Source organism: Peribacillus sp. FSL E2-0159 (assembly GCF_038643155.1).
Lineage (GTDB): Bacteria > Bacillota > Bacilli > Bacillales > DSM-1321 > Peribacillus > Peribacillus simplex.
On record NZ_CP152053.1, the window covers coordinates 2,132,684 to 2,147,736 of the forward strand.

General features: G+C 37.7%; 12 protein-coding genes and 1 pseudogene. 10 read left to right on the plus strand and 3 right to left on the minus strand.

Annotation, left to right across the window (positions count from 1 at the left end; genetic code table 11):
* Positions 1-89: 89 nt before the first annotated feature.
* From NYE63_RS10505 to NYE63_RS10530, 6 genes are all read left to right on the plus strand, one after another.
* Positions 90-1,328 (plus strand): MFS transporter, encoded by a 1,239-nt coding sequence (locus NYE63_RS10505; protein ID WP_342605075.1) that lies wholly within the window; start codon positions 90-92, stop codon positions 1,326-1,328.
* 167 nt (positions 1,329-1,495) lie between these two features.
* Positions 1,496-2,896: a M20 family metallopeptidase gene (locus NYE63_RS10510; RefSeq protein ID WP_342605076.1), complete on the plus strand. Its 1,401-nt coding sequence runs from the start codon at positions 1,496-1,498 to the stop codon at positions 2,894-2,896.
* 222 nt (positions 2,897-3,118) lie between these two features.
* A complete protein-coding gene (locus NYE63_RS10515; protein WP_342605077.1) occupies positions 3,119-4,546 on the plus strand; it encodes a M20 family metallopeptidase in 1,428 nt (475 codons plus the stop codon).
* Between the two features lie 365 nt (positions 4,547-4,911).
* Positions 4,912-5,187, plus strand: a complete 276-nt coding sequence (locus NYE63_RS10520; protein WP_342605078.1) for a hypothetical protein — start codon at positions 4,912-4,914, stop codon at positions 5,185-5,187.
* A 419-nt stretch (positions 5,188-5,606) separates the two neighbouring features.
* On the plus strand, positions 5,607-7,253 hold the full coding sequence (locus NYE63_RS10525) for a spore germination protein (RefSeq protein ID WP_342605079.1): 1,647 nt from the start codon (positions 5,607-5,609) through the stop codon (positions 7,251-7,253).
* Between the two features lie 550 nt (positions 7,254-7,803).
* The gene (locus tag NYE63_RS10530; protein ID WP_342605080.1) at positions 7,804-9,096 is read left to right on the plus strand and encodes an ArsR family transcriptional regulator; all 1,293 of its coding nucleotides are present in this window, start codon (positions 7,804-7,806) and stop codon (positions 9,094-9,096) included.
* Between the two features lie 151 nt (positions 9,097-9,247).
* Here NYE63_RS10530 and NYE63_RS10535 read toward each other — a convergent pair whose 3' ends face one another.
* Entirely contained in the window at positions 9,248-10,669 is a 1,422-nt protein-coding gene (locus NYE63_RS10535; RefSeq protein ID WP_342605081.1) for a M20 family metallopeptidase, read from the minus strand.
* 53 nt (positions 10,670-10,722) lie between these two features.
* On the minus strand, positions 10,723-11,955 hold the full coding sequence (locus NYE63_RS10540) for an MFS transporter (RefSeq protein ID WP_342605082.1): 1,233 nt from the start codon (positions 11,953-11,955) through the stop codon (positions 10,723-10,725).
* 574 nt (positions 11,956-12,529) lie between these two features.
* On the opposite strand from NYE63_RS10540, the gene NYE63_RS10545 reads away from it, so the two are divergent.
* The 3 genes and pseudogenes from NYE63_RS10545 (at position 12,530) to NYE63_RS10555 (ending at position 13,812) form a co-directional block, all read left to right on the plus strand.
* Positions 12,530-12,736, plus strand: coding sequence for a hypothetical protein (locus NYE63_RS10545; RefSeq protein ID WP_342605083.1), 207 nt, complete (start codon positions 12,530-12,532; stop codon positions 12,734-12,736).
* On the plus strand, positions 12,684-13,241 hold the full coding sequence (locus NYE63_RS10550; RefSeq protein ID WP_342605084.1) for a cysteine hydrolase family protein: 558 nt from the start codon (positions 12,684-12,686) through the stop codon (positions 13,239-13,241). Before NYE63_RS10545 ends, NYE63_RS10550 begins: the two co-directional genes overlap by 53 nt.
* A 154-nt stretch (positions 13,242-13,395) precedes the next feature.
* Positions 13,396-13,812, plus strand: a pseudogene (locus tag NYE63_RS10555) (NUDIX hydrolase).
* Between the two features lie 242 nt (positions 13,813-14,054).
* Here the strand turns inward: NYE63_RS10555 and NYE63_RS10560 are convergent.
* Positions 14,055-14,510, minus strand: a complete 456-nt coding sequence (locus tag NYE63_RS10560) for a YfmQ family protein (protein WP_342605728.1) — start codon at positions 14,508-14,510, stop codon at positions 14,055-14,057.
* Positions 14,511-14,885: 375 nt separating this feature from the next.
* Here NYE63_RS10560 and NYE63_RS10565 point away from each other — a divergent pair, with 375 nt between their 5' ends.
* Positions 14,886-14,987 (plus strand): hypothetical protein, encoded by a 102-nt coding sequence (locus NYE63_RS10565; RefSeq protein ID WP_342605085.1) that lies wholly within the window; start codon positions 14,886-14,888, stop codon positions 14,985-14,987.
* The last annotated feature ends 66 nt before the right edge of the window (positions 14,988-15,053 follow it).

A 15,053-nucleotide genomic window follows, 5' to 3' on the forward strand; every position in this document is an offset into this window, starting at 1 on the left:
TCCATATATTTTACTTTTTTTATAGCTTATCATATTTTAAGAACATTCAAAATATTTTGGGTGATTAAATTCAAACGGGAGGATAATTAATGAAAAAGACTTTAGGAAGTAAAAAGAAATTTATAATCCTTTTATTATTATTTTTTGCTCAGATTGTGTGTTTTATCGATAAAACTGCTATGAATTTTGCTATTATACCGATTTCGAAAGAACTAAATTTGACATCGGATAAAGCAGGTTTAATTTTAAGTAGCTTTTTCCTCAGTTATGCCATTATGCAGTTTGTAGGGGGATACTTGGCTGATAAGTGGGGAGTTAAAAAAGTTCTAACCGGTGCTATTACTATATGGTCCATTGCTACCATACTAACTGGTATGGCCCGTTCTTCTTCCACATTGATCGCATCACGCTTTTTGCTTGGAGTCGGAGAAGGTGCCTTTCCTGCAAGCGCTTCGGTTGCCATTGTTGATAATTTTCAAAAACAAACAAGAGCGCGAGCTAAGTCGGTTATATCAGCAGGTGCTTCGGTTGGGTTTGCAGTTGGCTCTGTTGCTGTTACTTTGCTGCTAACTTCTATTGGTTGGAATTGGATGTTTTTCGTTTTTGGTGTGATAGGTATCCTACTTGCTGTAATCTTTTGGTTTGTTCTTAAGTCAACAGAAGAGAAAAAAGATACTCAAAAGGTAAAAAAACAAAATAAAGTTCCTATTAAGTCTTTATTGAAACTTCCATTGATTTGGAAATTGATGATAGCTGCTTTTTTTACTAATGTTGTATTCTGGGGACTACAAAGCTGGCTACCATCTTACTGGGTAAAGGTAAAAGGTATGGACATGGTTTCTATGGGAGTTTATTCATCGATTCCTTATATTCTAGGATTTATATCTTTTCTTGTAAGTGGTTGGGTCTTGGATAAATTCATGGTCGGAAGAGAGAAGTATATGTTTATTATCGGCGCATTTTTTTCTGCTATTTTCATCTACCTGATGTTCAATACGCAATCGATTCCACTTGCCTTTACGTATTTGTCTTTGTCTAATGTGTTCCTAAATGCAATGAATATTACTGTGTTTGTTTTGCCTCTCAAACATATTTCGGAAGATTCGGTTGGAACAGCTACGGGTATTATTAATACCGGTGCTCAGATCGGTTCCATTCTTACTCCAACGATTATGGGTTTTCTGATTAATGCTTTTGATCAGAACTATAATGTAGCGTTTATGTTTTTGATAGCTTCGGCCCTCGCAGTATTAATTGTAGGGATTACGATTAACACTAAAAAGAAAATAGATGACTTGAATGAGACTACCGCAGTGGCTAGTAAATAGTGTGGATTGATGTCGAACAGAATCGAGAAGATACTTCACAGACTGGTGAATTTGTTTCAATTGACCAATAATAGCTTTTCTGCTGATGTTTATATAAATAAAGCGTCCTAAACTGTTCAAGTAGGTCAAATTTGCTAAATTATTCGAATAAAATTGGAGTGAAACAATTGAGCTATCATGAAACCATATCTAACATTATCGATCAAAAGAGAGAGAAACTCGTCCATGTAAGCGATAAAATTTGGGGATTTTACGAAACAAAATATGAAGAATTTCAGTCTGCAGCTCTTTTATGTACAACGCTTGAGGAAGAGGGATTTCAGGTTAAACGACATGCAGGAGACATTGAAACCGCTTTTGTAGGAAGTTATGGAAGTGGGAAACCTGTGATTGCGATTTTGGGCGAATACGACGCCCTACCTGGATTAAGCCAAAAAGCCGGAGTTGCTGCCAAGGAAGCAATCGAGGAGGGTGGAAATGGGCATGGATGCGGACATAATCTTCTGGGGTCAGGTTCGCTTGCCGCAGCTATTGCTATTCGACATTACATGGAGCAGAACGGACTGAAAGGCACCGTGCGCTATTACGGTTGCCCTGCGGAAGAAGGCGGTGGGGGAAAAGCGCATATGGCTAGAGCCGGTCTCTTCGATGATGTAGACGTTGCGTTTACATGGCATCCTTGGATTGAGAATCTTGCCTATAATGCTAGAATGCTAGCTACCAGCCAAGTTTATTTTAAATTCAAAGGGTTAAGTACCCATGCTTCGTTTAGCCCTCATTTGGGTCGAAGTGCTTTAGATGCAGTGGAATTAATGAATGTTGGAGCGAATTTTTTAAGGGAGCATATCATTCCAGATGCTCGATTACATTATGCAATAACAAACGCCGGTGGTTCTGCGCCTAATGTTGTTCAGGCGGAAGCTGAAGTATTATATAAAATCCGAGCCCCTAAGATGCATCAAGTAAGTGAAATAAGTGAACGTATTTTCAATGTAGCCCGGGGAGCAGCCCTGATGACAGGAACACAAGTGGACATTCAATTTGATGGGGCTTCTGCGGATTTGATCCCCAACATCACCTTGGGCTCTCTAATGCACAAACATTTCACACAAATTGGAGCTGAATCTTATACCCAAGAAGAGATTGATTTCTCTAAATCCATTCAGGCTACTTTTTCAGAAGAAGAAAAGAAAGTAATCCAGAATAATAACGGAAAAGTGCTATCGGATAATGTTAACGAGTATTTGTTTGAACCGGAGTTCTTTGCAGGGTCAACGGATGTTGGGGATGTAAGCTGGATTGTGCCTACAGGACAAATATATGTAGCGACATGTGCGTTTGGATCTCCATTTCACAGTTGGCAATTGGTAGCTCAGGGAAAATCCTCCATTGCCCACAAAGGTATGTTGTTAGCAGGAAAAGTCATTGCAGCCTCAGCTATAGAAGCAATGCAGAATCCTGAACTCATCGAAAAAGCGAAGGCTGAACATAAAAAGCAATTAGGTGGAGAAGTGTACCAATCGTTGATTCCACTTGGAGTAAAGCCCTCTCCGATTAGACGTGCCTAATATTCAGGATAGTCTAGTAGAGTGACATTATAGATAATAGATCCCACCTCCTAAACTGTTTTCAAAACGATAGGGTCAGTGTTGTGCTCTAACAAATGAAAGGGACTGTCGGGAAATGGTACACGCAATCACTAGTAAATATATTAAATCCTTAAAAGCCTATTCTAAACTGTTCAAGTAAGTCAGATTTGATAAATTATTTAAAGAAGTGGAGTGAAACAGTTGAGTTATCATGAAACCATATCTAACATTATCGAGCAAAAGAGAGAGAAATTAATTGAATTAAGCGATAAAATTTGGGGGTTTTGCGAAACAAAATATGAAGAATTTCAGTCAGCAGATCTTTTATGTACAACGCTTGAGGAAGAGGGGTTTCAAGTCAAACGACAAGCAGGGGACATTGAAACCGCTTTTGTGGGAAGCTATGGAAGTGGGAAACCTGTGATTGCAATCTTGGGAGAATACGACGCCCTATCTGGATTAAGCCAAAAAGCCGGAGTTGCTGCCAGGGAAGCAATCGTCGAGGGTGGAAACGGGCATGGATGCGGACATAATCTTTTGGGGTCAGGATCGCTTGCCGCAGCCATTGCTATTCGACATTACATGGAGCAGAACGGATTGAAAGGCACCGTGCGCTATTATGGTTGCCCTGCGGAAGAAGGCGGTGGAGGGAAAGCGCATATGGCTAGAGCCGGTCTCTTCGATGATGTAGACGTTGCGTTTACATGGCATCCTTGGGATGAGAATCTCGCCTATAATGCTAGGATGCTAGCTACCAGCCAAGTTTATTTTAAATTCAAAGGGTTAAGTACCCATGCTTCGTTTAGCCCTCATTTAGGTCGAAGTGCTTTAGATGCAGTGGAATTAATGAATGTAGGAGCGAATTTTTTAAGGGAGCATATCATTCCAGATGCTCGATTACATTATGCGATAACAAACACCGGTGGCTCTGCGCCCAATGTTGTTCAGGCGGAAGCTGAAGTTTTATATAAAATCCGAGCCCCTAAGATGCGTCAAGTAAGTGAAATTAGTGAACGTATTTTCAATGTAGCCCGGGGAGCAGCTCTGATGACAGGAACACAAGTGGACATTCAATTTGATGGGGCTTCTGCGGATTTGATCCCCAACATCACTTTGGGCTCTCTAATGCACAATCATTTCAAACAAATTGGGGCTGAATCTTATACCCAAGAAGAGATTGATTTCTCTAAATCCTTTCAGGCTACTTTTTCAGAAGAAGAAATGAAAGCTATCCGTAATAAAAAAGGAAAGGAGCTTTCGGATAAAATTAATGAGTATTTGTTTGAACCGGACTTCATCGCAGCGTCCACGGATGTCGGGGATGTAAGCTGGATTGTGCCAACAGGACAAATATATGTAACAACATGTGCTTTTGGGACTCAGCCGCATAGTTGGCAATTAGTGGCCCAGGGGAGATCTTCCATTGCCCACAAAGGTATGTTGTTAGCAGGAAAAGTCATTGCAGCATCAGCTATTGAAACAATGCAGAATCCTGAACTCATCGAAAAAGCGAAGGCTGAACATAAAAAGCAATTAGGCGGAGAAGTGTACCAATCGCTGATTCCGTTGGGAGTAAAGCCCTCTTCGATTAAACAAGCAAAATCCAGAGTAGCAACTATAAAAGTTTAAAAGACTTTGCTGCCAACCCAAGCGTCATACCCGGTTTAACACGGTGGGGAAATTAACCAATAATTAAGCTAACTCTTAATCAAATAACTTGCCCCTTGCTTTCAATCCAAGAACTCAGAACACACAATGCAGTATTGCGTATTTGACGTAATTTATCATAATGGCCAAAAGGTAACTCATTTACCTCTACATGAGAGGAAAGAGCTGCTTGATAAGGTAGTGGAAGATACTGATATGATTTGTAAGGTTCGGTGGATGTATGGGAATAGCCCAGCTTATTTTGATATAGTAAAACAACAAGGACTTGAAGGAATCGTTCAGAAGAATGTAAATTCACAATATCAAATTAGTAAACGATCTCATGATTGGAAAAGGTTATTAATTATCAATACACTGAAGCAGTCATACCCGGATTAAGAAAAGATGAATTTGGATTGCTGCTTGGGATTGAAGAAAATAACCGAATAAAGCCAGCTGGCATTATGGAGTTTGTCACTCCTGCAGCAGGAAAGCTGTATCAAGATTTAATTGTTAATGAAAACAAGGAATTCATATACTTGGATCCCAAGATTAAATGTAGGGTGAAGTTCAGAAATTATACAAAGAATGGTTTGCTCCGCTTATCAAGACCTAAATTATAAAAAACCTTAAAAATAAAGGAGAACACATATTAGTCATTTATAATATGTGTTCTCCTTTTATTCAATTAAAGCGCCTGATTGTTGAAGAACATTGCTTATATTTTATTGAAGAAAAGGGACTAGTAGTTCAACCTGAAAGGCTTAAAATTCAAAAAAGACAACAATTGGCGGCTTCCTTATTACACTAACGCACCCGATAGTTTATGTAGATAATAAATGAGATATATTAAATGACTTTAGTTAAATTCTCGTTGTTATTCATCTAATGAAATCCAATCTATAAAATAAACGCCACCTTTTAATTTATTTATAATAATATTTTAAAATCTTAAATAATATTGTTGGGAATGATGTTATCCATAAAAAGCAATTTTTTTGGACAGAATAAAATGAAATAGGAATGAAAGAGGACCGATGCTATGGTTTCTTTTTTTAAACAAAAAGGACAAATGAAGAAACGCAAGAAGCAAAAGATAGACGAAAAAGAAAAAGATCAATCTATAAGTAAAACACCCCAAAATATTGACAGCTCTATAACAGCCAATCTGGATATCGTGAAGCAAAAAACAGGAAGCAGCCCGGATATCATTATCCGAACGTTGAAAACTAGTCAAAATCCTGAGATTAAAGTGACTATTTTGTATGTACAGGGTCTGATAGACAATCCAAGTGTTACAGATTTTTTAATTGAATCCATCATGAAAAATCCTCGTCTAAAAGTAAAGTTACTTCCACATGAAGCTCTGGAAGTGATCTCTAAAGACGTGGTTTCACTCGGCGGTGTAGAAACCCTCACGAACTGGGAAAAATTATTTTTGTCATTATTATCAGGGGATAGCGTCATTTTTGTTGATGGCATAAACATAGCCCTGGTTGCCAGTACAAAAGGGGGAGAAAGGCGTTCTGTTCAGGAACCAAGCACAAATTCGGTGGTCCGTGGGTCAAGAGAAGGGTTTACTGAATCGAATGCAACAAACATAGCCCTGGTTCGCCGCATCATTAACAGTCCGGATTTATGGATAGAGTCGATGAAAATAGGCACTGTGACAAAGACGGATGTTTCCATTATGTATATAAATGGGATTGCAAAAAAAGGAATCGTCGAAGAGGTCAAAGAGCGCTTAAAAGGTATAAATATCGATAGTATTCTTGAATCAGGATATATTGAACAATTGATAGAAGATCAGGTCATGACCCCATTCCCTACCCTTGATCATACAGAAAGACCTGATAAGGTCGCTGGCAATCTCCTTGAAGGAAGGGTAGCTATTTTTGTTAACGGTACGCCTTTTGTCTTGGTGGCGCCTGCGTTATTTATTCAGTTCTTTCAATCTGTCGAGGACTACTATGCTCGCTTTGATATAGCCTCAGCTATACGTTTTTTACGTATTTCTATTTTCTTTATTTCGCTAATTGCCCCGTCTGTCTATGTAGCAGCTACAACGTATCATCAAGAAATGATTCCAACAAAGCTGCTCGTCATTCTTGCAGCACAACGGGATTCAGTTCCTTTTCCGGCAGTTATCGAAGCATTCATCATGGAAATTACATTTGAACTCTTACGAGAAGCAAGCCTAAGGATGCCTAAAGCCATTGGGGCGACTATGTCCATTGTTGGTGCTCTGGTGATTGGGCAGGCGGCTGTTCAGGCTGGAATTGTATCACCGGCAATGGTCATCATGGTATCGATCACGGCCATTGCTAGTTTTGCTACCCCATCTTATACCATGGCAACTGCTGCTCGTTTGCTGCGGTTCGTATTTATCATTTGCGCAGGTGCAATGGGTTTCTATGGTATGAATTTAATCTTTTTTATCGTCCTAGTTCATTTATGTAGCCTGCGTTCATTCGGAGTTCCTTATATGTCACCATTTGCTCCACTTAATCCGGAAGGACTAGGCGATACATTCTTCAGGAGACCAATGTGGGCGTTTAAAAAAAGACCCGAATTTTTAAGCTCCAATACTAATCTGAAAAGAGAAGGCGATAATCAAAGGCCACTGCCGCCTACATCACGTGGAATGAAGACTTCTAACATGAAGAAGGGTGACGGCACTGAACCGTGACATGTTTTTACAAAATGGGTGCGTTAGCTGAAGATCGGAGCTGCCTTTAAGGCAGCTTTTTTTACTTTATTAATAACACCTAAAATATAGTTAATTATATTAATTGGGCGGTGTAAATTTGTTAACTACTATATTTCATTTCGATTTATTAATTTTTCTTATTTCACAAAGGGGCAGTATTCTTGTAATGGATAAAATTAAAATTGAATAACGTAAATCTCAAGTTTGTGAATAATTGTATTTAAACTAACAGGTGCGTTCAATAAGGGAGTTGCTTAGGCAGGGTGATGCATCATTAAGTAAACCAACTAAACCAAGCCTATTCAAGCCTTGGTTTAGTTGGTTTTTTTATATGAATGGTGAAACTTAATTAGCTTTACATATTTTAATTTACCTGCGAGGATGAATAGGGTTAGTACGGTTAGATAAGGGGAAGCTTTAAAAGAGGTTTTTCTGCTATATACTTTTGATATAATTAAATTAGAATAAAGAATTGGAAATTGAATTTAAAGAGCAACTTAGGGTTTAACATGAAAAGGGAGGGGCATTCTTGAAAATTCGTCTAGGACTGTTAGGTGTAGCAGACTCCTTTGAAATTATCCAGTCCGTTATAATTAAATATCCGGAAATCATTTGTATACCCATTGAGTGTCTATCAGAAGAGGACTTAATTAAGAAGGTATCTCCTATTTTAGAAGAAGTCGATATGTGGCTTTGTTCAGGTCCGATTACTTATAAAATAGTACAGGACTGGAAACGGATTGAAGCCCCTGTATTTTACGTAAAATATACAGGTTCTACTCTGTACAAAACTGTTTTGAAAGTACTATATGAACAAAAAATCGAGGTTGATGAAATCAGTTTTGATTCAAGCAATGTCTCTACATGGGAACAAGCCTTACAGGAGGCAGGGATAAAAAATAAGCCAAGATTTGTAGAATCTGAAATGATTTCTTTAGAAGGATTAGTGCAATATCATTTTGACCTTTGGAAAAGTGGCCAAACTAAAGCTGCTATCACTGGCCATCCTATACATGATGAACTTCTCCGTCTCGGTGTTCCTGCTTATCGAACCCTTCCATCATCAATGGCCGTTGAGGCAGTGGTAACCAATATACTTCGCACTTATGAAATGTTACATTTTAAGGCTACCCAGATTGCTGTACAGATAATTGAAATTGATTCTTTTGTTGGACTGATAAAGGATACATTTTCTACTGATGAGATTTTTAGAATTGAGATTAAGTATATGGAAAAGTTGCTCTCATATACAAAAAAAGTACATGGTTCGATTAAATCTTCAGGATTTGGACGCTATGTTATTTTTACCACCAGAGGACTCTTGCAGGATTTAACGGGTAATTTTAGGCAGATACCAGATATCCATGATTTTGATCAGGCGAGTAAAGAAGCAGTTACTTGTGGAATCGGGATAGGGCAGACTGTATATGATGCTGAAATTAATGCAGGAAATGCCTTATTACACGCGAAAGAATGTGGAAAAGGCACATGGATGGTTTGCTTTGATGATAAAAAGATAGCAGGCCCGTTAGGAAAGCCGGAGCAACTTACTTATTCCTATATATCAGAACAATTAGAGTCGATAAGTCAACAAACATCACTTAGTGTTATAACATTAAATAAACTGAAATCTTCTCTAAAGAAATTATCAAGTGATGAACTTAATGCAAATGAACTTGCAAACTATATGCAGATTACTCCAAGGAGTGCCCGTAGAATTTTAACAGTACTTGAGGAGAAAGGGTTTGCGCAGGTTGTTGCCGAGGAGAAGCCGCATACACGAGGACGACCACGAAAGATATATAAGATTTCACATTTTTAACTCAGTTAACAGATTAAAAAAATCGATAAAATAATAAACCTAACAATCTCCAGTTTGTACTTTTTGTCCAGATGATAGTCTGCGTGGCAAGGAGGGTTAATATCACCCGAAAAGAGAGCACATAACTACTTGTGCTCTCCATTCTCCTACATTATGTGTTTTGTAAAATACGAACTTTATATTTCTTAACTTCGGCTGGTAATGGTGAAACGTATTCTTCACCATCACGAAGCTCAACTAACTCTGCTTTTGCCTTTTCAATTATCTCTGGGCGATTGAGTACTTCTACTGCTGTTGCAGCCATCACTTTTCCGGCGTGAAGCATTCCTTTATGAGCGATAGAAGTTGTTCCAGTTGCAACGAATTGCCATGTATGGAATGGTGTACCTAGTGCTTCACAAACTGTCATACATTGTACTGTTGGAACGACCCAGCTTACATCCCCAACATCTGTAGAACCTGTCATTGATCCATTTGCAGGTATAAATGAGTCAATTACATCCGATAAGGCCTTTCCAGCTAATTCTTTATTCATTTGCACTTCTAACTTTTTGTCAGCTTCTGAAAGCGAATCACGAATAGTTCTTGCAAATTGGAGATCATCTTCATCATGTTTAGGCACACCTAATGCAACGAAGTTATCATACATAATTTTTTCTAATGTTGTATTCGGTATTACGTTAGAGAGAGCTGATGCAAAATCTATTTCCACTTCTGTTCCAGTCATTAGAGCTGCACCTTTAGCAATAGCACAAACGCGTTGGTAAACTTCTTCTGTTTGTGAAACGCGAGGAGCTCTTACAAAATATAAGACTTCTGCATCTGCTTGGACGACATTTGGCGAAAAACCACCTGTATTCGTAATCGCATAGTGTACTCTAGCTTCTGGAATAATATGTTCACGTAAATAGTTCACGCCAACGTTCATGAGTTCAACTGCATCAAGGGCACTTCTTCCTAAATGCGGACTGCCTGCTGCATGGGCACTCTTTCCTTTGAACTTGAAGTAAACTTCGTAACAAGCGAGGGATGCCATCGACATAACGTTATTGCGTGTTCCAGGATGCCAACATAATGCAAAGTCTACATCATCGAACAATCCTTCTCTTACCATGAACGTCTTACCGCCACCAATTTCCTCTCCAGGGCAACCGTAATAACGAACTGTACCTTTAATTTTGTTTTCTTCCATATAGTAACGGAGTGCTAAGGCTGAAGCTAGTGCACCTGTTCCTAGTAAGTTATGACCACACCCATGTCCATTACCGCCAATTTTCTCAGGATTGAATTGTGGAACACCACCAGCCTGACTTAACCCTGAAAGGGCATCAAACTCTCCTAAAAAACCAATAATTGGTTTTCCACTTCCAAAACTACCAATAAAAGCAGTTTCGATATTTCCCACACCTTTTTCAACAGAGAATCCTTCTTCTACTAACGTTTGACATAATAATTCTGCTGATTTAAACTCTTCGAATCCTGTTTCCGCATAACTCCAGATTTTATCACTCACTTGAATAAGCTTTTCACGCTTTTCTTCTATTATTTCTGATAATCGATTGCGATAATCCATTTCTTCACCCCTAGATAGCATTATACTATGAAATTTTTTACAATTAATAGGACTTATGCTTTTGCTTCTAGTGAAGCGCTTTCATAAATGCTGGTCTTATTTTTCGGTAATTTAAACAATATAGCACAAATTAATACTACAACTAATGCGCCTATCAGGAAGGTGAACGCCGCTTGGAACGATCCTTCAAATGTATCTATAAGTATGCCCATTGCTGTTGGAGCAATAAATCCTGCCAATCCTCCAGTAAAATACATCGTTCCCATAAATGATCCAATTACATTTTGCGATGCGTATTTAAGCGGAATAGATATAATCGCCATGGCAATCGCTGAATCTCCGAAAGAGAAAATACTTTGATAGATAATGGCTAATTGAATAGAAGGTGCCTTAAACATTAAAAATAAAAAAATGCCTGATATAACTGCACCAATTAATACGATGAACTTTTCTTTACCTGCCAAAGATTTATCAATTAAATAGCCTGTTAAAATAGCAGATAATAATCCAAATGCTTGTGGAATCATAGCGAGAGAGCCAACTGTCTTTAAATTTAAACCACGTGTTTGCTCCAAATAAGACGGTAGCCATGAAGAGAAGCCCCAATGCACAATACTTGAACAAAAGTACATAATGACAAGGACCCATAGTAGATTACTTTTATATAAGTCTTTCATCTGGATTTTACCATCTTGTGTTGTTTTAACAACCTTCGGTGGATGGTAATATTTAATTAATAACAGTGTTACGACAAGACCGACGCCACCAATAAGGTAAAACATGGCTCGCCAGCCCCAAGTGTCTGCGATTAAACCAGAAATATATAAAGCGAGCACCCCACCAATTAACTGAGCAGCAAGTAACATTGACTTCACTCTTGCACGAACTTCTCTTTTGTAAATTTCCGTAATAGCAACACTGCTCCCTGTAGGCAATCCCCCATCACCTAATCCAAGAATCAATCGAATAGCTAAAATCGCTACAAATGACCCAACCATACCTGTTAACAATGAAAATAGAGATATGATGAATACTGCTATTATAATAACTTTTCTCGAACCAAACTTGTCTGCAAACCACCCTGCAATAAGTGTCATACACGCACTACTTAACCAGAAGCTACTAATTACCATACCACTCTGCGTTTGCGATAAGTGCAATTCTTTACTAATAGGTATGATGGCTACATTCATACCAAACAACGTTAATGAATCAACAATCCATCCAAGAAATAGCAACGAAAAAATGAAATTACGTTTACCATTGCTCATCTGTACATTCTCCATGATTGCCCCCTTTTTTTAATATTGAGATAATTTAGTTGATGATAAGCTAAATTCTATCTCCGATTTATTTACGGATAATAAAGGTCTTGTCCGTAATTATATATTTATTTCGAACGTTTCGCAATAAACAAATTACTAATATATTTAATATTTCTTTGATCTGTTTTTAGCGATTCAAAGATAATTTAGCAAAAACGTAAATGACCCGATGATAAATATGAATTAATCAATGGGGTCCAATTAGTTGACCTATGGATAAAAGGATTAAAGTATGGGGAACAGGAGAATAAGCAGCTAATACCTGAAGTTGTATATGCTGCACCGACATGAGGCATTATTGGGGCCATATTTATCATTTCCTTGAGCCTTTTATACTTAAATCATGCTCGACATAAGACAGCTAGAAAGGGTGAAGGGTATTTTGGAATAGGGAATAAAGCCATTGATATAGGGAAGCTGCTGAAGCAGAACTGTCAGCTAGTGCTGAGTGAGTGTACATATAGTAATTGATTATTTTGTTCTTCTACTAACAGGTGCATTAGTTGAGATCCGGAGCTGCAATTTGGTGGCTTTTTTGCTTAATGAACTAAAGGGACAGGTTAGTGGAAGAAGGTATAGTAAATCTTTTGACGAAAATATAAAGAGATTTGTAAGTAGTACTTATAATACTTTCTGCTATTTAAAAAACGGGAAAAAAATAACTGCTAATAACTTTAGGGGGGAAAATATTGAAACAAACATTACTGATAATCGATGCCCAACAGGAATTAATGGAAGGTAATAAAGAAGAACAAGGGGTTTTTGAGAAAGAAAAAATCGTTAATAACATTAATACTGTAATTGAAAAAGCGATAAATGAAAATATATCCGTTGTTTTTATGAGAGATTTAGATGTTTCAAATGGAGAAGGACCTGGATTCCAGATACACAGGGATATTAAGGTACCATCAACTGCTATCATAATTGATAAAGCTGCCACAAATTCTTTTTATGGCACTCCATTACAAGAACATTTAATTAAAAACAATGTAGACCATATTGTAATAATGGGATGTAAGACGGAACATTGTATTGATACAGCTGTTAGAACAGCAACAATCAATCATTTTGATGTAACATTAGTTGGCGATGGACATTCTACTTCTGATTCCAAAAACTTATCTGCAAAACAAATAATCCTTCATCACAATGAAACCCTTCACGGCCACTATAATGTAGATAATTTTTCACTTGTTAGAAATACTAATGATGATTTGTTTAAACCTTTTCACAATAATTACCGATAAATCATCTTCAACTAAACGGGTGGGTTAGCTGAAGATCGGAGCTGCCTTTAAGGCAGCTTTTTCTTATGGAACTAAAGGGGCAGTTAGTTCAATAAAGCAGTGTATTGAAGCAAAGTGTTAAAATATATATTAGAAAATTAAGAGGTGGTATGGTGTGTAGAGAGTAGATGTTGTATACGCGTTAATTTATGACGAAATAACAGAAAAAGTATTAATGGTTAATAATCAGAATTCAACTTGGTCACTACCAGGTGGGGCAGTTGAAATAGGAGAAACCTTAGAACAAGCTGTTATTCGGGAAACAAGAGAAGAAACAGGTTTAGTAATTGAAGTAGGAAGTATTATTGCGGTTAATGAGGCATTTTTTTCAAAGCAGGGACATCACGGTTTAATGATTACATTTGGAACAAAAGTTATTGACGGAGAAATTACAATTGAAGACAAGAATGAAATTGCTGAGATTAAATGGGTGGACATAAATACTGCTAATAACTTAATGCCTTACCATAGAGATGGAATAGAAAGTTTACTAAAATCCTCGTCACCTTACACTTTTCAGGGTGAATGTTAATAAACAAATTTATAACATAGAATCTTAATCAATTAACGGGTGCATTAGCGCTATAAGAAGGCCGCCAATTGGCGGACTTCTGAATGTACGATCATTTACATTATCATACTTCAAACGCGATCTATATAAGCGAGCAAAAAATGAAGGCATCCTCATAAGAGAAGAAGAAGTCGTGTCAGAGAATAAATAATTCCCTATCAAAAAACCACACATCATGGTGTGGTTTTTTATTTTTCTTCCTTTTATGCTTCTTTTACATCCATTCCCTTCATCATCGAACGGTCTTGGAGGCTTTCGGAACGCATGCTATATGCCACGAGCTTCTTCTTGACCTGTTTTACGACATCCACATGGTCGCCGTACACGAACACCAATAACCGAATATCCTTTTTGCCTTTTTTCGTATCGATGACCAATGGCTTCACACCACTCTTTGGCTGTAAAAACAAGGAGTCGTTTCCAGGAAATATATGATTTTTCTTCAAAACCATCGCGTGGTTAACATCCTGAATCACTTGGTTCTTCTCTTCCCCTTCCAATCGTTTTCCGTCCATCGTGATAACGGTATTCCCGTCACTAAGTGTTGGATGCATCTTAAATTTATTCAAAAGCCAATTGACGACATCGGTTGGAAGGCAGGTAACAACTAGTTTAAATATCGTCATAATAATGGTCAAAATCAAAACGGGTCCTGTCATTTTTTCATCATCTCCGTATGTTATAAATGCCTCATGATAAACACCTGCCTCTATATTACCAAAAGAATAGACATTTTTTCTTCGAAAATATGTCCATTCTCGCAACGTTTTCCTTTTGGGGCGTGCGGTATAAACTAACGGACAGGGGGGCTTCCGCAGCTCTTTTTCTTATGGCACTAACGGGTCAGGATAGTTAAACAAGAAAGTCGGGATCAATCATTTGCCTAATACATATGGATAAAAAGAGTTGAACTTTTTAAGGAGGAAATTTTCAAATCATGGCAACCCATCGCCAATGTATAGACAAAGAATTAGAAACAACAGGCTCAAGAAATCGCACAACAACGTGTACCTGGGAAAGTTCTACATGTAGATATGGATTTAGAAAATAGTGTTTTAGTTTATGAAGTTTTCATTTTAACATCAGAAAACAGAATATTCGAAGTGGATATTATTGCAAAATCAGAACGATATTAAAAGTAGAAGAAAATGATTTCGATTAATAATACTTATTCTTGAACTACCAAGTGCGTTAGCGCCATA